The 26371-nt window shown below is 55.5% G+C and carries 17 protein-coding genes and 1 pseudogene; 11 read left to right on the forward strand and 7 right to left on the reverse strand.

Features of this window, described 5'->3' with window-relative positions; genetic code table 11:
- On the forward strand, nucleotides 1–464 hold a 464-nt coding region (locus tag ACF8AM_RS17720), incomplete at its 5' end, for a DUF1559 domain-containing protein (protein WP_392556919.1).
- Between the two features lie 2 nt (nucleotides 465–466).
- Nucleotides 467–2920 carry a cytochrome-c peroxidase gene (locus ACF8AM_RS17725; RefSeq protein ID WP_392556920.1) on the forward strand — a complete coding sequence of 818 codons (2454 nt, stop codon included), beginning with the start codon at nucleotides 467–469 and terminating at the stop codon, nucleotides 2918–2920.
- 23 nt (nucleotides 2921–2943) lie between these two features.
- Here ACF8AM_RS17725 and nadB read toward each other — a convergent pair whose 3' ends face one another.
- A complete protein-coding gene (nadB, locus tag ACF8AM_RS17730) occupies nucleotides 2944–4626 on the reverse strand; it encodes an L-aspartate oxidase (protein ID WP_392556921.1) in 1683 nt (560 codons plus the stop codon).
- A 145-nt stretch (nucleotides 4627–4771) separates the two neighbouring features.
- On the opposite strand from nadB, the gene ACF8AM_RS17735 reads away from it, so the two are divergent.
- The 4 genes from ACF8AM_RS17735 to ACF8AM_RS17750 are packed head-to-tail and all read left to right on the forward strand — an operon-like array spanning nucleotide 4772 to nucleotide 9235.
- Nucleotides 4772–5767: a phosphatidylserine decarboxylase family protein gene (locus ACF8AM_RS17735; protein ID WP_392556922.1), complete on the forward strand. Its 996-nt coding sequence runs from the start codon at nucleotides 4772–4774 to the stop codon at nucleotides 5765–5767.
- Nucleotides 5764–6726, forward strand: a complete 963-nt coding sequence (pssA, locus tag ACF8AM_RS17740) for a CDP-diacylglycerol--serine O-phosphatidyltransferase (protein WP_392556923.1) — start codon at nucleotides 5764–5766, stop codon at nucleotides 6724–6726. Before ACF8AM_RS17735 ends, pssA begins: the two co-directional genes overlap by 4 nt.
- A complete protein-coding gene (locus ACF8AM_RS17745) occupies nucleotides 6723–7820 on the forward strand; it encodes a hypothetical protein (protein WP_392556924.1) in 1098 nt (365 codons plus the stop codon). The genes pssA and ACF8AM_RS17745 overlap by 4 nt, the downstream gene beginning before the upstream one ends.
- On the forward strand, nucleotides 7817–9235 hold the full coding sequence (locus ACF8AM_RS17750; RefSeq protein ID WP_392556925.1) for an MBOAT family O-acyltransferase: 1419 nt from the start codon (nucleotides 7817–7819) through the stop codon (nucleotides 9233–9235). Before ACF8AM_RS17745 ends, ACF8AM_RS17750 begins: the two co-directional genes overlap by 4 nt.
- An 8-nt stretch (nucleotides 9236–9243) precedes the next feature.
- Here ACF8AM_RS17750 and ACF8AM_RS17755 read toward each other — a convergent pair whose 3' ends face one another.
- From ACF8AM_RS17755 to ACF8AM_RS17775, 5 genes are all read right to left on the reverse strand, one after another.
- Nucleotides 9244–10155 (reverse strand): NAD(P)-dependent oxidoreductase, encoded by a 912-nt coding sequence (locus ACF8AM_RS17755; protein WP_392556926.1) that lies wholly within the window; start codon nucleotides 10153–10155, stop codon nucleotides 9244–9246.
- Nucleotides 10156–10161: 6 nt separating this feature from the next.
- A complete protein-coding gene (locus ACF8AM_RS17760; RefSeq protein WP_392556927.1) occupies nucleotides 10162–11214 on the reverse strand; it encodes a hypothetical protein in 1053 nt (350 codons plus the stop codon).
- 109 nt (nucleotides 11215–11323) lie between these two features.
- Nucleotides 11324–11686, reverse strand: a complete 363-nt coding sequence (locus tag ACF8AM_RS17765) for a hypothetical protein (protein WP_392556928.1) — start codon at nucleotides 11684–11686, stop codon at nucleotides 11324–11326.
- 30 nt (nucleotides 11687–11716) lie between these two features.
- Nucleotides 11717–15952, reverse strand: a complete 4236-nt coding sequence (locus ACF8AM_RS17770; protein ID WP_392556929.1) for an FtsK/SpoIIIE domain-containing protein — start codon at nucleotides 15950–15952, stop codon at nucleotides 11717–11719.
- Nucleotides 15953–16176: 224 nt separating this feature from the next.
- Nucleotides 16177–17292, reverse strand: a complete 1116-nt coding sequence (locus ACF8AM_RS17775) for a sensor histidine kinase (protein ID WP_392556930.1) — start codon at nucleotides 17290–17292, stop codon at nucleotides 16177–16179.
- A gap of 387 nt (nucleotides 17293–17679) precedes the next feature.
- On the opposite strand from ACF8AM_RS17775, the gene ACF8AM_RS17780 reads away from it, so the two are divergent.
- The 5 genes from ACF8AM_RS17780 (at nucleotide 17680) to ACF8AM_RS17800 (ending at nucleotide 25898) form a co-directional block, all read left to right on the forward strand.
- Complete coding sequence (locus tag ACF8AM_RS17780) at nucleotides 17680–18126, forward strand: hypothetical protein (RefSeq protein WP_392556931.1); 447 nt, start codon at nucleotides 17680–17682, stop codon at nucleotides 18124–18126.
- A gap of 29 nt (nucleotides 18127–18155) precedes the next feature.
- The gene (locus ACF8AM_RS17785; protein WP_392556935.1) at nucleotides 18156–19202 is read left to right on the forward strand and encodes an ABC transporter ATP-binding protein; all 1047 of its coding nucleotides are present in this window, start codon (nucleotides 18156–18158) and stop codon (nucleotides 19200–19202) included.
- A 73-nt stretch (nucleotides 19203–19275) separates the two neighbouring features.
- The gene (locus ACF8AM_RS17790; protein WP_392556932.1) at nucleotides 19276–21888 is read left to right on the forward strand and encodes an ABC transporter permease; all 2613 of its coding nucleotides are present in this window, start codon (nucleotides 19276–19278) and stop codon (nucleotides 21886–21888) included.
- A gap of 463 nt (nucleotides 21889–22351) precedes the next feature.
- Nucleotides 22352–22750 carry a response regulator gene (locus tag ACF8AM_RS17795; protein WP_392556933.1) on the forward strand — a complete coding sequence of 133 codons (399 nt, stop codon included), beginning with the start codon at nucleotides 22352–22354 and terminating at the stop codon, nucleotides 22748–22750.
- A 55-nt stretch (nucleotides 22751–22805) separates the two neighbouring features.
- Complete coding sequence (locus ACF8AM_RS17800; protein WP_392556934.1) at nucleotides 22806–25898, forward strand: PAS domain S-box protein; 3093 nt, start codon at nucleotides 22806–22808, stop codon at nucleotides 25896–25898.
- A 155-nt stretch (nucleotides 25899–26053) separates the two neighbouring features.
- Here the strand turns inward: ACF8AM_RS17800 and ACF8AM_RS17805 are convergent.
- Nucleotides 26054–26371, reverse strand: a pseudogene (locus tag ACF8AM_RS17805) (hypothetical protein); the annotation flags it as partial.

Consider the following 26371-nt stretch of genomic DNA (forward strand, 5'->3'; position numbering starts at 1 on the left):
CGGGCAACATTGATGGACTGTTCGATGGAACGGTGAAGCCTGGTGTCAAGGGCCGCCGCATTCGCGATGTATTGGATGGAACTTCCAATACAATCGTGTTCGTTGAATCCGCGGGGCGGCCGCAGATCTGGCAATCCAAGAGCGGGAGGGTGCCTGGGTCAGGGGAATTGTCGAGTTCCGGTGCGAACTACGTAGCTGTGTCCAGTTGGGCGGCAGGCAATTTGTTTGTCGCACGCGGGTATGAGTACGATGCAACGGAAGTGGACGTGCACGACCGTTGGAGTTCACCCGGTGCGCAGATGATCAACGCGTCGAACAAGTACGCTGTTTACTCCTTTCATGTAGGCGGTGCGCACGTCGCCTTTGTAGACGGCTCTGTTCATTTCCTAACCGAGAGCACCAGTGCGGATGTCATGTGCAAGTTGCTGACAATCGCGGGTGGTGAAGTGATCGGAGAGTATTAAAAATGCCCGTGAAAGTCTTGGCTTGTGCACAACTTTTCGGAGTCATCGTTCTGTTTTCGGCCGCGCAACTTGGCGCGGTCGAGCCTTGGACCGACGAGAGTGGGCTGCCGGCATCCGAGACTCCGATGCCGGTTTATGGGGAGGACCCTAACAGCGAACTAAATCGCTTGCATCAGTTGTTGTTCATTCAGTCGCTGGTCCCAGAAGAGGTCCATGCTGCGCTGCCATCCGAACGACAAAGAGATAAAACACCCGATTCGAAGTTCTACACGCGTGGTTGGTATTTTTTGAAACGCGACGGAGACGCATCAGACCGCCGTGTCTTCGGTGGCGATGTTCGCGTTTCGCCCGTCAGCCGCCTGGACGAGAAGCAACGAACCGAATTGCTGGGGTTGTTGGACCGAGTTTCTGCGCCCGACCAATGTTCGGAACTGCAGTCGTCTCTGGTCAAAGCATTGGTTCAGTGGGACATCGCTTCGCTTTGGTGGCAATGGGAAAAGCAGGATTTGAATGACCCTGAGTTATTGAATGCGATGGCTCGTGCGATTGCCGCTCTCGGACAACCCGCTGACAAGTTGAAGGCTTTGTCCAGTGGTGTGGAACAGTTGCGAGAGAACTTTTCGGCGGAATCACCCACCGCGCCTTCGACACCCTATTTTCCCAGCGATTTTGATGATGTGGACGGCGATGCCGGAAATTGGATCGAAGTGGGGCGCATCAGTTCCGCCTTGTTCAAAGCGGATCGATCACTGCACGCATCCAAGGTCTATTTGCGTGCTGGTTCGCGAGAACGGACGTTGCAATTGATTGAGGATTCGACAACGAAGCGGGGAGCGGAAGTCGATGTTCCCAATGAGACGGAAGCGTTGCTGATCCAACAAATCATTGCTTTCGACGATCAGCTTCGGCCTGTTGTCACACCGGTTGTTGACGATGTGAGAGTTCGTGCGTTGGATGGGCCGGCAGTGTTGTCTGCCCGCAACAACAGCAGTAGTCGGGACGGTTCGAGCCATTGGGTGTATCGCAGGACTCGTTTCGGTTCAATTCGCGACGGGGTCTCCGATTTCGAATTTGTGCCGGACACGTTTGAATCATTGTTCGTCGAATACGGCACGCAAAAACATGCGACTTACTCCGCTCAGTGCGCGCTCTGCCATCGCCGGACCAACAACGGCGGACAAGCTCCCGAAGGGTTTCGTGTATTGACGCGCCACTCGGATCCGCATCCCGCGGACGTTGGTGAGCGTGAACAGTTGTCGCTTCAAGAAATGAAGCCGGTGGTCAATCGACTGCGTGAACGATTGGCTGGGCAGAAGGCCGCCGATCGGCAAAAACGATCGCAAGCTCCAACAAACTCAGGTGCAGGCAAAATGCCGCCGCGAGCCGAACGAAGTGCTCAAGAACGGATCGCTTGGGGTCGCCACTTGCGAGAAAACTATGGAAAGGATCCTTCGCAGTGGCCAGCCCCCAAAATTGACGAGGGCGCAAGTTGGCAAGAACTCGGGTTGTTACCAGCGATGCAGCACCCAAGTGAGAATCCGTATAGCGAACCAAAGGCTGAACTTGGAAAGCTGCTGTTCTTTGATCCTCGGCTATCTGGCAGCGGTCAGATCGCTTGTGCTTCGTGTCATGATCCTGATCTTGCATGGGCCGACGGTCGAACCACCAGTTTCGGGCACTCACGCGAATTGCTTCGACGCAATGCACCGACTGTTCAGAACTCCGGGTATTTCAAGCATTTGTTTTGGGATGGCCGTGCAGGGACGTTGGAAGAACAGGTGATCCATGTTTTAGAGAACCCCAGTGAGATGCATGCTTCTGAGCAGGATGTCGTGCGTGAGTTTGAAAATCTGGATGGTTATCGAGATCGATTTGCTGCTGCATTTGGAACTGAGGATGTCACTTTCAAACGGATCGCCCAAGCGATCGCTTGTTATGAGCGAACGATCGTTGGCGGCAACTCACCGTTTGATCGCTACTTGAAAGGAGATGAGGATGCGTTGTCTGATTCCGCGATCGTGGGACTGGATCTGTTTCGTCGCGAAGCACGTTGCATCCATTGTCACAACGGACCGATGTTCTCTGACAGTCAATTGCATGATGTCGGATTGAGCTATTACGGTCGGAAATTCGAGGACCTCGGACGCTACGCCGTGACTGGAAATGCGAATGATGTGGGGCGGTTCCGCACGCCGAGTTTGCGCAACATCACTCGAACTCGCCCATTGATGCACAACGGTTTGTTTGAATTGCCGGGAGTGTTGAACATGTATAACGCTGGAATGCCAACCTTGCGACGAAAGGAAAGCCAGCTCGGCGACCCGTTGTTTCCCCAAAAGTCGCATTTGCTAAAGCCGCTTGGATTGAACAAGCAAGACCTGGCTGACCTGATCGCCTTTCTGACCGCATTGGAAGAACCCAAACGTCGGACTTGGCCGCCGGAGCTGCCGCGGTGAGCCGGCCGCAGTCAGGTCCCGCTTCAGTCGACGGTTGGGTTTCTTTGCGTTGATTCGCGTGTGATCACGGGCGAGGTCATGGGCTCGCCTTTTTGGGGCATGCCGCCATCCACATCGACTTGGACGCTGAGATGGCAACGCCAGTTCTCGTCGTCCGGTTCAGGGAAATCGCTGCGAAGATGAACGCCACGTGACTCGGTCCGTGCCAATGCTGAGGATGCCATGCAATGGGCGGTGAGCAGCAGATTTTGAAGCTCCCAACCTTCGACATTGTCGAACTGGTGCCGCATCACATAGGCAGCGAGCGATCGAATTTGGCTGTCGGCCTGACGCAAGCCTTCGGCGTCGCGTTGCACACCAACCAACCGTCCCATCAAGCTTTTGAGCGAAACGCGAACGTCGGCGATGTCGAACGCTTCGCTGAGTGTGTGGTCGGCATGTTGGATGCGGCGGGCGACCATTTTGTGCGGTCCTTCGGCGGCCGCGCGACTGGCGGCTTCACCGGCGTGGGCACCGTAGACCAGTCCTTCTAGCAAACTGTTGCTGGCGAGACGATTGGCGCCGTGCAATCCGGAACTGGTGGCTTCGCCTGCCGCCCACAATCCCGGCAGACTTGTGCGGCCCAGCATATCGACACGAACACCGCCGATCATGTAGTGAGCACCAGGACGAACAGGGATGCGATCCGTTGCGATGTCCAACCCAAACTGGCGGCACGTCTCAGCGATGCCAGGGAAACGACTGCGGACATGTTCCGCGTTGAGGTGAGACAGGTCCAAGTAGACGCACGGGTGCGCGGTCTCGTTCATTTGGTTGACGATCGATTGGCTGACCACATCTCGAGGTGCCAATTCGCCACGCGAGTCGTAATCGGGCATGAACCGATGTCCCGTCGCGTCTCGCAAATACGCGCCGTCACCACGCAGGGCTTCTGTGATCAAAGAACGCGAGGAACCCGCAATGTACAGAACCGTGGGATGGAACTGGATGAATTCCATGTCACGCAGTTCCACGCCGGCCCGGTAGGCCAACGACGTGCCGTCCCCGGTGGCGACCGGCGGGTTGGTGGATTCACGATAGACTTGGCCGACTCCGCCCGTGCACAGAATCGTTTGTTTGGCCCAAACCATCGTGGGGCGGCCGTCGGGGGTGACCACGATCGCGCCGTGGCAGCGACCTTCTTGGCTGAGCAAATCGACCGTGAAGGCGTTTTCCCAGATATCGATGTTGGCAGCATCACGCGAGCGAGCGATCACGGCCCGCATGACTTCTCGCCCGGTGGCGTCTCCCATTGCGTGGACAATGCGTTCGTGACTGTGCCCACCTTCGCGGCCAAGTGCCAATTCGCCTTCGCGTTTGTCGAATTGAGTTCCCCAATGAATCAGTTCTTCGATCCGTCGGGGGCCCTCGTGGATGACGCGTGCGACGACCGCAGGATCGCAGAGATTGCCGCCTGCGATCAGGGTGTCTCGGATATGATCGTCGAAACAATCTTCGGGATCCAAAACCCCTGCGATACCGCCCTGGGCGTAGTTGCTGTTGGATTCCCGGAGTTCATCTTTGGTGACGACCAAGACGGACAGATTTGGTTCGACCGCGTTGGCCGCTCGCAATCCAGCTAAACCACCTCCGATCACCAACACATCAGTGAAACGATGAAGGGCTCTTCGCGAATCAAAAGGTAGAAGATACCGGGGAGTGATCATCGTCCATCCAACGTGTAAACAAATTCGAGTGCGAGCGATCTCGACAAATTCGACGAGTGTTCTCGACAATTTCACAGTGTAACCAGTACGCTTCTTGCTGACCGGCCCCCTGCCAAGCCGTCGTTTTGGCTTTCATCGTGATTCCATGGCCAGCTTTTTGAACTCCAACGCGTCCCTTTCGCTCGACAACCCAGATCCGCCGACAACGGGTGCTTCGTCGGTGGAGATTCCTGCGATGGACCCAGCGTTGAAATCCATCCAGCCCGGTGGCGGGTGGGTGATGTCAGGCGAATTGGCTTGGGGCAGATTCCGGCGAGCTTGGTTGAGGACAGTGCGTCCGAAATATGTGGCCATGATGCGAGATCGTCGCCAAGGTCATCGAGGCGAATTGCCGTTTGATCCGGTCGATTCACGAGACATGAAATACTATCGCAACCAAGATAGTTTTTGGTGGGCAGACGCTGATGACCCGTTTCTCTGGCGAGAGTCACTGCCATTTGTGCGGGTTGGGTTGGCGGAATTGATCGTGATGACGTCGGCTTCGGTGATTTTGGCGTTGGTTGCCGGGTGGTTCTGGTGGCCCCTGTCTTTGCCGTTCTTGTTGATCGGATGTCTGGTGGCGTGGTTCTTTCGAAATCCACGACGCAAAGTGCCACAAGAAATTGGAACGGTGGTTTCCCCGGCGGATGGAAAACTGATCGAGATCCTCGAGTTCGAGGACCCGGTGATCGGTCCTGCGGTTCGTTTTCGAGTCCTTTTGTCGATCTTCAATGCACATGCGAACCGCATTGCGTTGCCAGGAAAAGTTGTGCGGGTGCGATATCGTCCTGGGAAATTCTTGAATGCGATGCGTTCCGAATCGTCCAAAGAAAACGAAAAGATGGACGTGGAGTTGGAATGTTCTGAAATCGGCGGTCGAATCGTTCGGATTCGTCAGATCACCGGTCAATTTGCGCGAAGAATTGTCTGTTGGGCCCGCGTGGGCGACGTTTTGCAACGCGGGGAAATGTTTGGAATGATTAAACTAGGTTCGCGAACTGAGCTCGTGATCCCTCGCGATGAATCGCTTGAGATTGTGGCAGAAGTCGGTGAAAAGGTGCACGCCGGCTCGACGGTGTTCGCCCGTTATCAGCAAGATTGATCGATATGAGCGAACTGAAACCCCGCCCCCCGTTTTTAGATGACGACAGTGTCGATGACGAATCCGATCTCATGCAAGAGAAGGAGTTCGCTGATCGTTCCAAGTTCGGTCGTCGTCGCAAACGTCGCACGGGGAAGCGACGGCGATTGACTCTTGCTGTTCTGCCCACGCTGTTAACGCTTGGCAATGGAGTGTGCGGACTGGCGGCGATCGCGATTGCGGTCAGCACGGGAACATTGGACTGGACGCCGGAATCCAAACTCTTCGCCGCAGGTCTGCTGATCTTCGGCGGGATGTTATTTGATGCCTTGGATGGATCGGCGGCACGACTGACCGGACAAGCCAGCCGGTTTGGTGCGGAGTTGGATTCGTTGTGTGACGCGGTCACGTTTGGCGTCGCGCCTGCCGTGATCGTTTGGAGGATCAGCGATGTGTTGCTGCAGCGATTGACGTGGGGCATTGGTGTTTTGTTTGCACTGTGCGTGCTGATTCGACTGGCTCGTTTCAATGTGGAAACACCGGAAGACGATGACCACGAGGGATTCGAAGGTTTGCCATCTCCTGCCGCGGCGGGAACGATTGCGGCGTTCGCAATTGCGATCCCGGACTTAGCAGACTTCGCAGTTGGCGAAAGCTATCCCGAATGGATCCACTGGACCGCGGGGCTGGCTCTGGACGCGTCGCACTATGTGATTCCGACCTTGGCATTGGTGTTGGCGTTTTTGATGGTCTCGCGGTACGAGTACCCACACGTTTTTGCGCAGTTGGTGCGTGGTCGCCGAGCACCACACCAGATTGGACAAGCCTTGTTTGCTGTGGTGGGGATCTTGCTGCTGCACTGGGTGGCGCTGCCGGTCGTGTTCTGTTACTTCGCCTTCATGTCACCGATTCGTTCGTTGATGCAGGGGAAAACTTCTCCTCCTTCCGGCTCATCCAATTCATCGGTTGAAAGCGGATGATCGTTCGTTGGTTGATCGGTCTGTCACTGGGCACCCTGATCATCGCAGCGACATCGCCTTGGTTCGTGCGTAGCTACGTGCCCAGGCGGTACGATGAGATTCGCCATCGAGTCTTGCTGAGCCCCGGCGAATCGTATCGTTGGCGGGCCGAGGGATACGCGACGACCGAGATCGGGCCGCACGGCATGATGGGCCGGATGACGCTGCCCAACGCGATCTCATCCAATGCAGTTCGAACGGACGTGATCGCGCTGTGGGGCGATTCGCAAGCCGAAGGGGTTTGCGTCGCGGATTCGCGAAAGCTGTGGAGTCAACTGCAATCTGAGTTGCAAATTCGAACTGCTACAGAGCATCGACCTCGGCCCGTTCAGGTGCTGCCGATGGCAAGCAGCGGCGACGATGTTTCCAATTGGGTCGCGGAACTTGGAAGAAGTGAAGCGGGATTCGGCGTGAACGAACACGTGATTCTGCTTTGTGAAATGGTCGATTTGATGGGATCGATTGCACCCATTGATGAATGGAAGGACGTTGATTCGGCCGGCCTAGAACGAATGAACGAAGTGACCCGTTGGGTGCCGGATTTCGTGCTTCATGCGGGCCGGAATTTGTTCACCGATCCGAACACACTCGCGGCACGTCGTTTGAGGTTTGGGATTGGTCCAGTTCGCCGGAACAATGAGCCGACTCCGGTCCGTTTCGAGACGGATGTTGATCGGGCAGCTGCGGAGCGTTGGATCTTGGCAAACTTATCCGCTCTACGTGACGCGACGGATCAACCCATTTGGGTCGTGTATGCGCCGCGATGCCCAGTGATCATGGATGGAACGCTGCGTTGGAACGATCCTGACGAAGTGTTGTGGTCAATCCTTTTGCAGAATGCAGCGGGTCACGAGATCAAACTTGTTGATTGCCGACCCGCATTTCGAGAATCCGTTCGACGGGGAGTATTCCCTCATGGGTTTCAGAACGGGCGCATCGGAAATGGGCATTTGAATTCGGTTGGCTATCGATTGATCACACGTGAATTTGCTGAACGGTGGGCGGGATCAGAGCGAAGTGATCGCCGGCGACAGAGCGTGGGGGAACCGGAGTGAACTTCACGCAAATCGAGTTCCTGTTTTTTTTGGTGGTCGTCGTATCGTTTGCGTGGATGTTGCGCGGACGAGTGGCTCGCAATGGATGGTTGTTGCTGGCGAGTTACTACTTCTACGCGTACTGGGACGTTCGCTTTTGCGTTCTGTTGTTACTGTCGACCGGAGTGGACTTCTTCGTCGCGAAAAGAATCGCGGCTAGTGAGGCGCGTGCAACTCGCAAGCGTTGGTTGGTGTGCAGTTTGATGGTCAACCTTGGCATGCTGGGGTTCTTCAAGTACTTCAACTTTTTCATTGAGACCGCTGAACCGTTGGTGCGTTCCCTCGGGATGAACGCGTCGACGTTGCCAATTGTGTTGCCAGTGGGGATCTCATTCTTCACGTTTCAAACGTTGAGTTACACAATTGATGTGTACCGCCGGAGGATGACGCCCACGAAAAGCCTGCTGGATTTCGCGTTGTACGTAGCGTTCTTTCCCCAGTTGGTGGCCGGGCCGATCGTTCGTGCCGCTCATTTGCTCCCGCAGTTGGCAAGCACGCCAAAGTGGAAATCAAAACGCATGTACAACGGCGCTCAGCAATTGCTTCGCGGAGCGGTGAAGAAGGTCTTGATTGCCGATCATTTGGCGGACCTCGTTGACGGTGTTTTCGCCGGACCGGAGCTCTACCATCCGGTGACGGTTTGGTTGGCGGTATTCGCTTACGCTGGGCAGATCTACTATGACTTTTCGGGCTACAGCGACATGGCGATCGGGATCGCGAAAATGTTGGGGTACCGATTTCCCGTCAATTTTCGACATCCATACCTTTCGACGTCGGTGGGTGAATTCTGGCGTCGGTGGCACATCACGCTTTCCACGTGGTTGCGAGATTACTTGTTCATACCATTGGGCGGCTCTCGTGGTACCGTCTCACAAACGAATCGCAATTTGTTGCTCACGATGTCTCTAGGAGGACTGTGGCATGGCGCGGCATTGACCTTTGTTGGCTGGGGAATTTGGCACGGGATTGCGCTCGTTGTAGCACGCGGAAAGCGTTGGTCTTTGCCTCCCTTCGCGGGGTGGCTTGCAACGATGGGTGTCGTTTTGTTCGGATGGGTGTTGTTCCGTGCGACATCGTTTCAAAATGCGATGTCGGTCTTTCGTGGCTTGATGGGGATTCCAACGTCGGTGCCGATGTTGGGTTCCGAAGCAGAAACATGGAACGCGGCAGGATCGATCGTTTGGTTGCCACCTGTGCCTTTGTTGGCGCTCGCATGCATGGTAGTGGAGCACTTCGTTTGGCGAACACGCGGGCGACGTTGGATGCGATTGCCCGCCGGTCATTGGTTCACGCCGGTTGCGACTGCGATGATGATTTGGGCGTTGTTGCTGTACGCTCCCCGCGGTTTTCGCCCGTTTGTCTACTTTCAATTCTGATTGTTTGCTCAGCGGTTTTGCCAGTCGATGCCAGACAAACTGGCGATGGCGAGCGCGAGAGCGTGGGTTCCGTCTCGCTGGTGGCCTTGAGCGGCGACAGCTTGATAGAGTTGTTCCGCCAAAGCCAAGCCAGGCATGGAAAGGTTCATCGCGCGAGACTCGGCCAACGCAATGCCCATGTCCTTCAAAAAGTGTTCGACGTAGAAACCCGGGTCGAATTGATTGTCGATGATTCGCGGACCAAGGTTGCTCAGCGACCAACTGCCGGCGGCACCGGAACCCACGGATTCCAAGACGGTTTTCAAATCCAGTCCGGCTTTTTGGCCGTAGACCAGCGCCTCGCAAACTCCGATCATATTGGTCGCGATCAAAATTTGGTTGACCATTTTGGTGTGTTGACCGGTGCCCGGCCCACCTTGGTGGACAATCGTTTTGCCCATCAAATTCAAACAAGGTCGGACTTTTTCGATCGCCCGGTTGCTTCCCCCGACCATGATCGACAAGGTCCCGCCGCGGGCTCCGGTGTCGCCGCCGGACACTGGAGCATCGAGCGAATCCACTTCACGGTTCGCGGCTCGTTCAGCGATTTCGACCGCCAAGGATGGTTGGCTGGTCGTCATGTCCACAATCACGTCGCCAGGCTTGCAGCCTGACAGGACGCCCGTTTCTGGGTCCAGGATGACCTCCCGTACATCATGCGGGTAGCCCACGATAGTGAAGATGAGGTCACTGTTCGCGGCGACGTCACGCGGGGTGCGGAACCACTTGGCTCCGCGGGCGAGCAGCGGTTCCGCTTTGGCGAGTGTGCGTGTGGTCAGCGAGATATCGTAGCCAGCGTCCAGGAGATGACCGCACATGCTGGCCCCCATCACTCCCGTTCCGATCCATCCGATTTTTGGGAGTGATTGGTCGTCTGACATTGGCTTTCACTTCTTTGGGAGGGGAACTCGCAAGACGCGATGGTTGAAACTGTCCGCAATGTAAAGTTGATCGCCGTGGATGCAAACGCCATGAGGACGACGAAGCGTGTATTCGCCCAAATTCAATGTCTGGACGACGTTCGTATGCGGATTGAAAACACGAATCAGATGGTTCACGTCGTCGGCGATGAAGACAAGCCCGTCGGCGCCGACGTCCATGTGTTTGGGGCCGTTGAAACTGGCTTGTTTGGCATTGCCATCCGCTTTTCCTTTTTGACCGCTTCCCGCCAGTGTCGTGATGTTGCCGGCGGAGTCCACACGGCGAAGACGATTGCCGTTGCGTTCCAAGACAAGCAACCGATCCGCGGGATCCAGTTCGACGGCGCGAGGATCTTTGAATTTGTCCTTTTGCCCCGCGATGATGGACACCTTTCTCGTGGCAAGGTCCAATGACCGGACGACTTGGTTGCCAATGTCTGCAATCAACAATCGGTTCTGCTTCGGATCCAAGGTGACGCAAATCGGTTCATGGAAGGTCGCGTCTTTCCGATCAACATTGTCGGATGCGGGGCCCGATTTGCCTTGTCCAGCGAACGTATCCACCATCCAATCGCCTTGGCTATTTTGTAACAACCGCCGAACCGAATGATTCGCGTGATCAGACAGGTACAACACGTCGTTGCGATCAATCACAAGGTTGTGCAATTTATTGAACCTTGCTGAGCGTGCCGGCCCATCGACATAACCCAAGGCATCCTTTGCTGTCGCGGATTCTGGTCCGGCGATCACTTCGGGTTTGGTCGGGTCATTGGGCGGGCAACGTAAGACTCGGCCGCCATCGAACTCGACGATCCACATTTGGTTTTGTGAATCAAATTCCACAGCGAACGGGGTACGCAATGGACCAGGGGCCGGTGCGGACTGTGGGGAGGGCTCGGTCGGCCCAATCAGCACTTCGACCGGCAGAACCGACGTGTCTTTCGCTTGGGCGACAGAAAGAGAAGGCAGAAAGGAAAATGCGGCAATCGTGAGCAGGGTACGACGGAAAAACGGTTTCATGGCAGGAATTGTGGGGAGGTGTGTGGGCAGGAGGGCGAGATCGGAAGCGACTCAAATGGGACGCATCCAACCCCACTACTTCACACACTATAGATCAATTCACCCAGCGTCATTGATACCGTTGTCTGACTTCGGGAAGCGGGTAATCCGTGACGTCTCGGTCGCCTTCTTCAGAATTGATTTCCCACAGACGTTGATAGCCTCGTGTCACCAAATCGATCATGTCCTTGGAGTGCTCGGGGTCGAGTTCGGAAAGGGCGAAAGGTCCTTCTATATCGACTGGCGGGACGCGAGCGTCACGGATGCACTGAGCGAGGATGGGATTGCATCGAATGTGTCGTTCGGGAGAAACGTGGAGCTTCTCAGGGTCCAGGTGCCCGATCACGTAACGTAGATAGAGGTCGCTTTCGACAATGGACATGACGTCTTCGCCGCACACTTCGCATCGATAGCCTTCGTCGCACTTGGCCAAGAGAAAATTCCAAACGAGAGAACTGATTGATCAAGTTGTTGCCAGCAACGACATCAATTCTCCTGACGTCGGCGGATCGCACAAGCGAAATTTTGTCATCCGACCATCCGAATCGTCATACAAAATCATCGTTGCGGCAGAAAGTTCGGCCGCGGCGGGGGAATCGATCAAAAGAGACGAGTCACCCGCATTGAGAGGGCCGACCAAACGCAGTTCCAAGTCATGATGGCTCTGCCGGGGCAACCATCGGTTCAGTGTTTCGGCAGACGGTAGCGTCACGATCACAAAGACGTTCACTGAAGGGCCTTCTCGCAACACGGTTTGCAATGCGTCACACCCCGTGATTTTGCTGGCTGCGTCCAATGAGAAGTTCATCGATTCGGCTTGGCGGAGATCGCGAAAACGATCGAGTCCGTCCAGCACAATCAACACGGGGGACTCGGTGTCATCGGGAACTTCACTGATGGGACATGCATCTTCGGTTGGGTCCTTTTCCGATGTCAGTGCGCCAGTTGAGTCCAGGCTGAAGTGATGCGGGGACTCCCCGCGATCGCTATTGCTGGAAGACTCATCGTTGGGTTTCCCCAGGCGTGTGTTCACAAGCTGGCAAAGTTGAATCATCGCGGCTTCGGCTTCGCGGGTGCGAATGATCTGAGCGTTGACTTGGTGTTGTTGCGTCCATTCCGCGACCGAGTCTCCTTCTTCGGCTCGCGAACCATCCATGACGATGAGTGAGAGGTCGGGCCGGTGAGCCTTGGCGGACGCGATGATGCTGCCCAAGACGCTGGGACGATTGCGTGCTGATCCGATCAATAGCGCATTGCGTCCAGCGTTGGATTGGAAACGCAACGCACAGGGTGGCCCCAATTCGACAGCTTCGCCGAGCAATCCAACCAACGTGTCGGAGGGGCCCGATGCCTCGATTGCTTGGCGTGCCATTTCAGCGGTGAATCGGCCGGGACGGTTGCCTTCGAAAATGACCGCGGCCCCGAGTTCGCGGCCCCAGGCTTCATCACGTTGGCCAATCGCCCGTAAAAGCTGAATTTGTTCCGCGGATTCCAAATACGCGACTTGGAAAGGAGAGTTGCCTTCAACCAGCCCACTGGCGTCGTTGTAGATCGCTTCGCCCGGACGGGAGATCAGACGTGCGGCGGTGTTGTCGTCGGAGAGGATCAAGGCGGCATCCGCTTCACTGCATTGCATCGCGATTCGGACGGCCATTTGTCCCAGCGTGGCACGTGGGAGACTGTTCGCGCCGGCCAGCGATTGGCTGCTGAGGACAACGTGAATTCCGAACGAGCGGCCTTGTCGAACCAGGCGATCGAGTAACGCTGTGCAATCGGAGGCCAGAGAATCGTCGCGGGTGAACAGTTCTTGGAACTCGTCGATCACCAACATTAAACGTGGCATCAACGTTTCAGGGCAGGACTGGCGGTAGGCACCGACCTCTTGCACCCCTGCGGCGCGGAACAGTTCACCACGTGTGGTCATTTCCGCATCGAGGCATTGCAGAACACTTCTTCCGAATTCGCGTTCGCTTTCGATGCCAATCACTCGCGCGTGAGGCAACTTCGAGTCGGCATAAATCTTGAACTCAACGCCTTTCTTGAAGTCCAACAGATAGAACTGCAATTCGTCGGGTTGGTACAAGGCAGCGCCGGAGGTGACGATGCTGTGCAGCAACGTGCTTTTCCCTGAACCGGTCTTCCCTGCAATGAGAACATGTTGTTGAACGCCCTCGCCCAAATCGAGGTTTCGGTGGCGTCCGGCACCGGAACTGCCAATGACAATGTTGATCCCGTCCGCGGCGGTGCAGGTGTTTTCCGGAGCGGGGATTTGTTCATCGGGCAGGAGCGACGTCAGCGGAACGATCACCTGCGAGGCTTCTTGGGCCAAACGTCCAATCCGCTGGATCAGCGCCGATCGGTCTTGCGGCATTGGCGGCGGAGCGGGCCAAAACTCGAACTCGTCCAAACCCGCGTTGAGCAAACGCCAATGGCCGGCCGTCAAACCTTCGTCAAGAAGGCGGACGCGACGCTTGGCGCTAATTGGAATGATGCCATCCTCGTTCGGCTGCGACGACGAACCGGTTAGACTGGCGCGGTCGATCCCGTCAAACGCAACGGAGGGATCTTTGCGAGCAGATTCTTCGCCTGTGTCCAATCCGGCCTCGCCGTATATCAGACGCAGCAAATTTGGATGATCAAACATCGGCATGTCGGCGGGCCATTCGTGTTTGCTGTCGACCACCAAGATGACGAACACGCCGCAACGGATCCCGCTTTGGATCAAGGAGGCAAGATGAGAGTGAGCCTCGCGGGACAACCCGTCAGGAAACCCCACTGCCGCGATCGCTTCGTAGGGTTGAGCGAGCGAGCCGGCGACTTCGTTGTAGTCTTCCAAGCGTTGGTATTGATCACGCAAGCACGTTTGCAGAATGTTTTCAGCGTGGTGACTGACATCGGCGATTCGGGCCGTGATCTGGTCTCCCTGTGTCCAGACGCGATGATGAATCAATTTGGGGTCGTGGTCAGCCAACGCGAGAAAACTGGAAAAGTTTTGGCCTCGTCCGGCGGGATCGATCAAGGTCACGCGAGCTTGACCTGGTGGCGCCGCACTGAGCAATCGCCAGAGCATTTGATGTGCGATCTGAAGTGCGTCGGGGATGTGCGCGGTGGGGGCCTCGATGATCACGCCACAGTGTTTTCTGCGATGCATCGCGACGGGCATCGTGTCGGGCACGACCAACCGATTGAGGATGTCGGCTTCGTTGTGCGAATGTCCGTTTTGTTCGGCATGCTGGGAAGCGTCGTATCCCAGGGCGGCATCGAATTGCCGTTTCAGACGATTGCCCAATCGAATCGACCCCAGCGGTAGGAAATCAATTCCCGGATGAGGCGGAGGAGGATTGGAGAGCAATTCATCCCAGTGTGGATGACGGTACTCGACCAAATCGTTGGCAGCGAGAATCCGCATCAATCCACGATGCATTCCAGTTTGCAGTCGCTGCGCCAGGGACTCGAGCGTGTGCTGGTGCTGTTGAGCGACCGCTTGAAGGGTTTGCCCCGCTGCCGCATCGGATTGATTGAGCTTTTGTGTGATGTCATTGGCGGTTTGATCAGCACGCTCACGCATCGTTCGCTGCAACTCGGAGAAACCAGTTCGAAATTGCGTTTCAATTCGTTGCAGTTGTTCGTTCAGTCGCGACTCCTCAGCAGCTTGTTTCGCAGCGAGCTCTTCTCGGGTGGCCGACAATTGTTTCTCTTGCCAACGGTGAGCGTCCTTGATGTGCAAGTCTCGTTGCTGGATCAATTCTTGGCTGGACTTTTTGGCTGCTGCGGTCGAAATTCGCTTGGCTTGCAGAACCGCGTCTTGCGATGCCAATCGAATTCGTTCGGTGGCAGGATGCAAAGACCGTGTCATTCTTCTCAGTGGCCACATCAAAATCAGATAGCATGTGAATCCGATCAAGCCAGAAACAATGACAGAACCAATGAGGTAGTGGATCAGCGGTTCGGCTTTGAGCAAGATCGACGCGCCCGAGAAAATCAACAACAGGACGGCGACCAGCGAAGGAAGGTAGTAGACCGCGTCAACAACGTGAGCCGCGAAACCCTTTTGCATGTCAGCGACGGTTGATTTCAAACGTCGATTTTGGCGGCCGATTAATTCCAACGCATCGTCGACGCTGGTGGGAGCGGATTCGCCGAACTCTGCATACAGATCCTTGGGCGTTTGCACGTCCAGCAGCCGATTGAGACGCCGAATTGTGAGTGAACGAGCCCACTCAATGTCTTCGTTGGATTCCGCGAGGGCCGCGTCGAGTTGATGGTGTTCTTTGGCGGCGAGCTTTTTGGGGAGATCCTTTCGGGCGTCGTACTGATTCTTGATCGCGATCAAACGCTTTTCAACTTTGCCGTTGATGGCGGATTCTTCTTCGGCGAGTTGCCGACGAAAGCGTGCGCCGCAGCGTCGGAGGTCGTCGCGAGTCTGCAGTGTTGCGACTTCATAGGACGCGATTGCATCTTCTTGTGCCGAGTCCCACTGGGTCAGGGTGCTGATGCGATCCGCACTGCAGTTCTGCTTGATGGCGGCCAATTGCGACGCCAGCTTTTGTTCAATGTCAGCGTGATGGTCGTTCTGTAGACGAACCAGACGCGAGTGTTCCTCTTTCGAATCCGCAACACGCTGGATCAATCCATGAAGCAGGCGGTGTTGGCGTTCCGGAGCAAACAGTAGAGCAGGCGAAACAGCAGTGTCTTTCATGCCATTCATTCTACCCCAATTACACGTTGGCAATGTGATTTAGCAGCCTTCAAAACTCATTTCCAATAGTTGAAGTTTGAGCGTTCAGGAAGTGTTGCGCGGGGATTTCAAAAGGTCCCATCGGGCAACGTCTTGGTCCCGAGCCACATCACTGCGTTTGCTTAACTGCGTTTGCTTAACAGGGCAAAGAAGCCGAGCGAATGCAACGAATCGAGTTTGTATTCTCAGTCGTTTTGCGATTCGATGCTGGGAGACCCGGGAGGCGAGACAGGTGGCGGATCGGATTCCACGAGTTTGCCATTGGGGAGAGTCACGTCGATACGTGTTCCCTGTTTGTAAGATTGCGTGAGAGCGGTCGCTCCGGCGGGTGCGTGTTCGGCAGTTGCATCCGACTCAACCTCCCAACGCCCGTCTTGGATGTTGATACGACCGCCCATTGCATGAGTGATGTTTCGAACCAGATAGAGTCCCAAGCCGGTGCCTTGCTTGCTTCGTTCGAGTTCACTGCCGAGACGAACGAAGCGGCCAAAGACCTTTCGCCGCAAGTTCGCAGGGATTCCCGTTCCGTTGTCCAGCACGGACACGGTGACATCGCCCGAGGAGGCACAGACAGCGGTCAACTTCACCTTTGGAGGCGAACCCCCGTACTTGATCGCATTGTCAATCAAATTGCGAAACAAAATCTCAATTTGCACGACGGGTGCATGGACGATGGTTGGTGGGCAATTCACTTGGACTGTTTCCGGCGGCAGTTTGTACCGGACACAGGCTCCTTGGGCACACTTCGATAGAACTGTGTGCAGCGATACGTCGCAGGCTTCATACGTTCCGCCGCCACGCTCGACGCGAGCCGCATCCAACAGATGATTGATCAGACTGTCCAGTCGCTCGACGTCCTCCAGCATGATGAGGTGGAATTCTTTTTGTTGTTCCACGCTGACGTCGTGCCGGGTCATCGTTTGCAGGTACAGCTTCAACGACGCGATCGGGCTTTTCAGTTCATGCGTGACCGAATCGATGAAGTTGGATTGGCGGCGATTCAAATTGAACGCTTTGACCGACAATGTCAGGTAGGCGATGACGCCTGCCAGCACGGCAATCAGCAGTGGGGCGCCGGCACCCAGCATCACCCAGAACATTCCCGAGGAGGAATCGTTCCGGACGGCTCCCCAAACCGTGCCGCTGATCCAAACGGCGGTCAGCAGGACGACCAAGACGATCAGCACGACGCCCAGAGTGACGGGGGTTCGCAGAGTCAGCGGGCGATTGGAGATGGGCGATACGATGACCGTTTCCTTTGCGAGCCGGTTGGGATGGGATGCGGATACTTGGTTGTTCATTGTCTGGATGAGCTGGGTGACTCACGCGGAAGAACGGTGGGCCGGTGGATGGAACCGACGGATAGCAGGATAACAACGCTGAATCTGGCGTCGAAGAAGGACGTGATGGAAAGCGTGTGGGAGGACGGTTCGGCCGGCGGAGGCGTCTTTTCGAGGCGGGTTCCATTTCATGTCGGCGGCCCGGATTGTTGTCGAATCTGTCATGGAGCAAGTCTGGATCGCGACAGGTTGCCGTACCTCAGCAGCGGGGCCCGGAGCGAGACGTCGCAAAAATGACGCAAAACTTCGTCAAAAATTTGACTCCGACCATGACGGCACTTGCCCAACCGGCAATAATAACGCCACGGAGACCGAGTGTCTTCTTCATTGCCACGCGGGGATAGGATCATGCGTGCCGAAGCGCAGCAACGACAGTATTCCGAAAGAACGCTCCAGCAGGTTCGGCTGGACAGCGTCCGTGCGCTCGTCAAAGCGAGATTTTGTCCGGACAGCAGCGAGATTGTACGGTTGCAATGCGTTGACGACCGGGCTGAATCAGAAAACCAGTTCGGAAACCAGCTTTGGTACTTCGAAGGCATTGGCGTTGACGAAGGCCATCATCGGCAGGACGTTTACGGCGTGGTGGAATATCAAATCCAGTTCGGCCTTCAGGAACTCGTCGAAGACGGGGTTTTTGACACCCCACAGGAACGCGAGGGGTTTCGCACTTTGTATGACCGCGTGGTCAGCGGTCCTTCGTGGCGGCACCCGGCGAATCGGTTGTTGTTGGCTGCGGTGATCGCGATGACTGCCCTGACTCTTTTCCTGCTGACGCTGAAGAATTTGCTGGCGTGATTTCTGTCGCCGAACCAACCGACGATGCCATGGCGTCACACCAAACGCCTGTGCAGGACGGCACGATCGTGTCCGTCAATGGGCTCCAGAAAATCTATCGCGGTAGCTGGCTGCGTTCGTCTCATGTGCACGCACTCTCCGGTGTCACTTTGCAAGCGGACGCGGGGCAAGTTTTTGGGCTGCTCGGACCAAATGGCGCCGGCAAGACGACTTTGATCAAAATATTGTTGGGAGTGATTCGTGCCTCGGGTGGGTCAGCCAGCTTGTTTGGTTTGCCCGCTGGATCGGCCGCGGCGCGTCGCCGGGTTGGGTATCTGCCTGAGTCACTGAGAGTCGATCGCCATCACACCGCTCGTACCGCGCTGAAGTACTACGGGCGACTGAGCGGACTCGATGGAGCAACCATTGGCCGTCGCAGTGACGAATTGCTCGATTTGGTTGGGCTTGCCGGCCGAGATCGCGAACCGGTTCGACGATTCAGCAAGGGAATGCTGCAACGGTTGGGACTTGCTCAAGCCTTGATGCATGACCCGGATCTGTTGGTTCTGGACGAACCCACCGATGGCTTGGATCCCGTTGGTCGTTCAGAGGTGCGTCAGGTGATCGAGCGTCTGCGAGACGCTGGCAAGACCATCCTGATGAACAGCCACATCTTGCACGAAGTGGAACTGGTGTGCACGCATTTGGCGATCATGGCCAAAGGCCGCGTGTTGGCGTCGGGACCGATCAACAACTTGAGTGGCCCAGGGATCGAAGCCTCGCAATCGGCATTGACGATTCACATGGAAATTGAACTGGAACGTTCCAAGTTGGAACCGTTGCAGGAGCAGTTGAGACCGATGATGTCGGCCGAATCGGCATGGCAATTGGTGCGGTCAAAAGACACGAACGATCTTTGGCGGGTTCAGTTGGACTGTGACGAACAAGCCGACGTGGACGCGAGTGTGGATGTGGTGCGCAGCCTGGACGGATCGATTGTCACGTTGCAGCCTCATCGCCACACTTTGGAACACACGTTCATGCGATTGGTGCAACAGGCCGGTTCGTCTGGTCGCGACGTTCAACCGACGTCCTGATGCGGATGCGTTGTTTCATTGGTACACCGCTGCTCGCACCTTCTCATTTGAAAACGACCGCTGGAGAGATGCATTGAATTGGCGACCATACTTCGCCGTCGTTTGGGATTCGTTTCACGCTGCGATGGCATCCCGAGTGCTCTGGGCAGCCATGCTGGCCATCTGGATTCTGCTGGCAATGCTGGCCCCGATTGGCGTTCGCGAAGATTACACGACGACGTTCCGTTTCTTTGACGTTTACAACGGGACGCGGATGAAAGCGATGCTGGCTCAAGGCATGGTCGATCCGGATCAAAAGGATGCTCCGCTGGGCCGGATCGCTGCTGCGATGCCAGAGGAATTGGCTCGCAAGCTGAAACGCGTGGGCGAAGGCAACGAAGTCCGGATCCCATTGCCAATGCTGACGGACGCGTTGAATGAATTGATTGATGAGGACTTCAAATTCGCGACGGGAGCTGAAGGCGAAGACGCGGATGAAGACCGAGATGCAGATGCCGCCGAAACCGAACAAGAGAATTCAGAACCAGCCGCGGAGCAGGACGGGAAGGCTCGGCATTGGTACGACGCGGAGGCTTGGGAAGTAACGGTTCGTCTTCGTGAACTTCGCGAATTGGATGAAACGCCTGTCGAAGAGCTTTCTGATTCTTTGATTCGTCGGCGAGCCCGACTGCGGATTGAGGCTGCGCTTCCGGGAGTGTTTGAGGCACGCAGTGCGCGATCCGTGCTGCTGACATATGGAACATTGGATTTCCCGACTGGGTTTGAGATCGACCGGACTCAGTTTGTTTCGTTGTTCAATCAATTTGTGATTCCAACATTGGTCCATTGGCTGCTCGGGTTCGTGTTGGTGTTTCTAGGTGTGCTGGTCACGGCGTCCATGATTCCTGACATGCTGCAAACGGGATCGTTGCACCTGTTGCTCAGCAAGCCAGTTTCGCGATCCGGTTTGCTGATCGCCAAGTTTGTAGGTGGTTGTGCCTTTGTCTTTTTGTGCGTGGCTCAACTGGTCATTGGTTTGTATCTGATCGCGGGACTGCGGTTGGAAATCTGGAACCCGCGGATCTTGTGGTGCATTCCAGTTGCAGTGTTTCTCTTCTCGGTCTTCTTCAGTGTTTCGGTTCCGGCCGGTCTGAAGTGGAGGTCGCCAATCATTTCAATTGCGGCGGCAGGGGCTTTGGCCGGCATTTGCTTGGTTTTCAGTATCATTGCGGGCGTCTTTGACACGCGAATTGTCCAGCCTGATCGCGTCGCGGGTTTGGTCCGGGCTGGCGATGATTTGTTCTCGGTCACCAATGGCGGTGGGGTGAACCGAATGGACGAGGAACAATCGCAGTGGGTTTCTGTGCTCGAAGGCAAAGCGATGTCCAATGATCGCGTTCTGCGTCCTGTCGCGATTGATGACGACCATGTGTTGACCGCACGAATCCGGAACGGAAAGTTCAATCCGTTTGGGTCCGGTTCGCTCGACTTGATCGTTCTGGCTCGCGACAACGATTGGAAACCCCAGCCAGGTTTGCGTTTGCCAACCGCGACCGAACGTTTGATTCCCATTGGAATGACTGAACAATCGGGATCGGGGCACACTTTGGCCGTCAACACAGCCGATTTGTTGATCACCCACAATCGCGAAATCCTTTCGTCGATCGGGAAAGAAGTCGAAGAGGATCAATCAGGCGGCGAACCGAAGGGGGACAACGAAGACGATGGACGGTCTCCCCGCGGTCAATCCTCGAAATCCATCGGTGCGTGGTTGAGCACGTTGGTGACGATGCAGGGAGGAGCGACGGAAGAATTTGTTTCCATTCTGCCCCGCAATGTGGCACTGAGCCCACCGATTCGATTGGCGGTGCCTTTGCATTCGACAGCAGGCAATAGCACGGATTCCAGTGAATCGATGCGGTTGTTAATTCTCAACGGCAGCCAGTTGCAGCAGTTGGTTCCCGACGGCGACCCGAGGGAAAATGTCTGGCAACGGAATCGGAGCGCAGATTTGCCGCGATCGGACACGCCTTTGCCTCCTGTTCTGGCGGCCTCAGGTCGCTTGGTCGTTGCGAGCACCGGTGATGAACAGGCTCGTGTTTTCAACGGTGAAGATCTAAGTGAACTTTACGCTGGCGAGTGGCCCGACGAGATTGCTCCGCTTTCCCTGCATGCGGTTGCCGACAGTTTGTTCTTCGTCGTTACGACGGAGGGCAGTGGGCATCTATTGCGAGTCTTTGAAGAGGAAGATTCGAATTCGGAAACGGGAAGCTTTGGACTCGAGATTCTTGAGACGCTATCGGTCGACGACATCGAAACGGCGATGGTGGAGTTCCCAGCGGAATCCGCGACGACGCGGTTGATTGTCGCGCACGACGTTGATCGAATCAGTGAATTTCAAGTCGACAATCCTGATTCTCCGGACCTGACGTTGATACGAAATGTCGAACCCGAACGCTCGTTTTGGCGGCGGGTCGATCGCTATGGAATCGGGTTGTTGGAACTACTGACTCCTCAGGTCCTGGCCCTCGGAGACACAACGGCGGGAATGGTATCTGGGAAGAAAGCGTTTATCTTGGGTGGCGGTGACATGGAAACGGGAGAGGTGGTCCGATATGGGATTGCGACTCCGATCATCAGTTGCGGCGTTTTCGTTGTCGTGATGATGCTTTTGAGCTGCGTCTACTTCGCTCGCAGCGACTTCTAAACGCGCCCACGGTTCCCGCCGGTGGTGGCACTCACTTGCCGCGGCGCGTTGCTTCGGTCGGCAGGAACGTTCGGGCAAACCTGGTGAGCCGTTTGGGCGTCAGCCCCGTTTGCACCTGGGAACAGTGGCGTTTGTTATCACAGTTCCAACGCCGAATGACTCCCGCCAATCTGCTTGCTTGGGGGCCATCTAAAAAGCCCGCGTTGACGGTTCGATTCGGTGTAAAGCCGCGGTCGGATGTTGCTTTGTGTGAGGGCGCGGTCGGAACGGTTGCATTCGGATTGTGCTGGTCAGTGGGATTAGCGGAAGCGAGAGTGAAACGCCGCGAGAGATTAATGCGGTTTCGACACCATGTTCCCCCAAATGGAGGGCTATTGTTGAGGTGCCCCGCTCACACAACTCTCTCAGTATTCACGCCTCGGTGGGGATAATCCGCATGTGTAAAAATAATCGAATTCTCTTCGTGGACGATGACACCATCGTTTTGCGTGTTCTCCGACGTAGCATGGAGGACGAATACGACGTCGAAACCGCTGACTCCGGACTCAAAGCGCTTGAAATTCTTCGCACGACCGCACCGATCAGTTGCGTCGTCAGCGACATGCGAATGCCGATGATGGATGGAGTTGAATTGGTCCAGAAAATCTCTCAGGAATGGCCGAACATCCCCTGCATCATCTTGACTGGCAATCAAGACGAGGAAAGCGAGCGACGAGCGATCGAGGAGAAGAACGTTTTTCGTCTGATGAACAAACCTTCGCCGCGTGGTGAAATTATCGATGCGATCGAGAGCGCTTTAAAACAACGAGACGATCATACGTTCCCACCCCAATCAGGTGCTCATCTAACGGCGAGCGTTTGATCGCCAGATTCTTCGCGGTGTTTGAATAACCCCGAATTCCTCGATGGAAGCAGTCATGAAACGCTCATTCCTGTTCACACTGCTGGTAGCTTGCATTGGCATCCTGATCACCGCAGCGACGTTGAATGTCGTCCGGCGCTCGGCAATGCATCATGACCGAGAGCGTTTCGAACGTTTGGCAGATCGATTGCACGGTGAGTTTCAACGTCGCATGCAACAAAGCGAACTGGCACTGGTGGCTGTTCAGTGTCTTTTCTCTGCCAGCGAGTCGGTTCGTTACGACGAATTCACAAACCTATTGTCGCAAATCAATTGTGACGACGACTTTTTGGGCGCCGAGGCAATTGGTTACCTCGAGATTGTGCCGGACACACCCGAGGCGTTGGAAACCCTGAGCGACGAATTGGTCACATCAGGATTGCCTCCATTGAGATTGATTACACCGGAAGGTGCTGGGGTTTCTTACGATCAGGTGGGTGACAACCGTCTGATACCGGGACGTTTTATCGTCAAGTTCGTTCAACCAGGGACACGGTTTTCAAAGGCGATTGGCCTCGATATGGGAGAGGATCTCTCTCGCCGCCGAACGGCAGAACTGTCAGCACGAACAGGGCAAGCCAGAATCACGCCGCGGTTGCGGTTGATGGGTGGTGACCCAAACGAAACCAGCTTCCTTTACATGGTTCCTCATTACCACGGCGTTCCCAAAAACGAAAAGGAACGACTTGAATCGATCGTCGGCTGGGTGGGAATGGTGATCGATTCATCTGCCGTGTTTGAAGGGCTGGAATCCGCGACAGGGTGCGAGCTTGGCTATCGACTGTATCTCCAAGAAGAGCCGAAGGGCGAATTTCAGGTGGCGTCGAGTGGTCAGTTAGGGGATGGGTACACGAGTGGTTTTCGACATCATGCGCTCGAGCGAATTGCCGGACAAAACTGGCAAATCGAGATGTTCCCAACCGCGGCATTCGCAACCACCACAGGCTCAATCGTGTGGACGATTGCACTTGGTGGTGGTTGTTGCACCTTGTTGGTATCAACGCTGGTGTACTTACTGAGTTCCAGTGCGTTTCGAGCCAATCGAATGGCAGCGCGAATGACCGTCGATTTACGGAAATTAGCGATGGTCGCCCAACGCACCACGAATTCGGTGATCATCACGGATATCGATCGCAGGATCACCTGGGTGAATGAAGGGTTCACTCGGATCAGTGGATATGAACTAAGCGACGTGATCGGGAAACGTCCGGGTAGCTTTCTACAGTGTGCCGAAACCGACCCTGAAATCGTTGCAGAGATCCGGGAAGCACTCGCTCTGCAGAAAGGATTTTGCGGAGAATTGCTGAATCGCCGCAAGGATGGGACTCACTACTGGGTGTATCTTGACATCCAACCATTGCACGATATTGACGGGAAACTCATCGGATACTTGGCGATCAAGAACGATGTGACGAAAGCTCACGAAGACGCCGAGGAATTGAAGCAGGCGCGGCGAAGAATTGAGTACGCGCTGGATGGCGGATTGATGAGTTTGTGGGAGTGGAATGTCGTGGAGGCGAAGGCGTACTACGACAGCCGTTGCCTTGCCATCACCGGCCATGTTCCGGGGGAAGACGGTGATCCGATTGATGTTTGGTTCTCGCGGATTCACAAGGAAGACCTGCACTATGTTGAAGCGGAAATTGATCGCTGTTTGACCGGCGAATCAGATGTGTTTCAGATCGAATGGCGCTGCCGGCGTCCCGACGGCAAGTACAACTGGTTGATGGCACGAGGTCAGGTGGTGGAACGCGATGAGATGGGCAATGTGACTTTGCTCGCAGGGACGACCATGGAAATCAATGAGCGCAAGCGTGTTGAAATGGCGCTCGTCGAGAATACGAAACGCTCCCAAGCGATGTTCTATTCCTCACAAGATGCAATCTTGTTCTTCTCGGGACGCGAATTATTGGATTGCAACCCGCGTGCTCTTGAGCTGTTTGGGTTTGGTAGCGTTGAGGAGATGCGGAGCGTGGATGTTCTCTCTCTATCTCCTGAGTTTCAGCCGGATGGAACGCGTTCCGATGTGGAAGGAGAAAAGATCATGGAAGGAGTTCGTCGTGAAGGAAAACGCCATTTTGAATGGACTTACCTCACCCGCGACGGACGACAAATTGAATGTGATATCTCTGCCGTCTCATTCGAATTGTCAGGCCGGATCTATGAGCAATCCGTGATTCGCGATATCTCCAGCAAGAAAGAGATGCAGAGACAATTGTCACAAACTCAGAAGCTGGAAAGCATCGGTCAGCTCGCCGCTGGCGTCGCGCATGAGATCAACACTCCCATGCAATGTGTCTTTGGAAATGTCGAGTATCTGAACACGGCTTTCGACAAAGCATTTGAATTGATCAACACTTACCGCGAACTTCGCGATGACGAGCATCCGAGCGAACTGGCGAAGGAGGTGCTTCCCCGGGCCGAATCATCTTGTCGATTCGATGCCTTGCAACGCAATATCACCGAGTCGATTCAGGAAGCTCAGGATGCATCCAATCGCGTGATTGATATCGTCCGAGCCATGAAAGCAATGTCTCATCCGGGAACGTCGGAAAAGACAATGATGGACTTAAACCAATTGATCCGAGATGCCACGACAGTTGCTCGCAACCATTGGAAGTATGTTGCCGAGTTGGAACTGGACTTGGACGATTCGATCGATGCACTGCCAATGTATCCCGCTCAAATGAGTCAGGTGATCCTGAATTTGGTGGTCAACTCAGCGGACGCGATTGAAGAATCAATCGGCGCCAATGCCAAAGAACTGGGGCGGATCAATGTTGCCAGCCGCCTTGTCGGTGAGGACATACAGATCACGGTGAGTGACACCGGTGTCGGGATGTCGAAAGGAATACAGTGTCGCGTCTTCGATCCCTTTTTCACAACCAAAGAGGTTGGGAAGGGAACGGGGCAAGGACTGGCAATCGCGTACGACATTGTGGTCAAACAACATGGCGGAACGATCAAAGTGGACTCGACGCTTGGCAAAGGAACGCAGTTTACGATTGTGTTGCCCCGTAAAGTGGAATCGAAGACCAGCGGGGTTGTCGTGGACGATCAACCGACGTTGTTCGAGGCCCCCATGTCAATGGAAGCTTCTGGCGTGTGACCGGCCTTGATGGATGCGTTGGAGTGTGGGCTAGACTTCCAACCCGTCACGGTTGAAATACAAGCTGAATCGCGTGGGAGCATTCGCGGGGAGTGAGCTGGAAGTAGCGGCAGACGCTGGATGCTGGACGCTGGGTTTGACAGGCGAGCATGCAGTTAGGCTCGTATGGTGTCAGGCGAAGCAGTGTCTTCCGCCGCCGACCCGCGATCACTCAACATCGTGATGCAATCGTCTCGGAACCGAGCGTAACCAATCCCGATGGTCAGCACACAATAAAATGCAACGGACACGTTGGAGGCACCAAAGTGAAACAATCTTGGCGTGTCGAGGTGAGGATCCCCTGCCAACCATGCGAGGGCGAGATAGGTTCCGTTGGCGAGAATGCTGAAGTCAGCAACGAACCACAATGGTCGCCAGCGGACGATGAGGGCGACTAAAACGGGGACCAGCACACCCAGGATGGGCCCCGACCA

This window comes from Rhodopirellula sp. JB055, assembly GCF_043100905.1.
Taxonomy (GTDB): domain Bacteria; phylum Planctomycetota; class Planctomycetia; order Pirellulales; family Pirellulaceae; genus Rhodopirellula.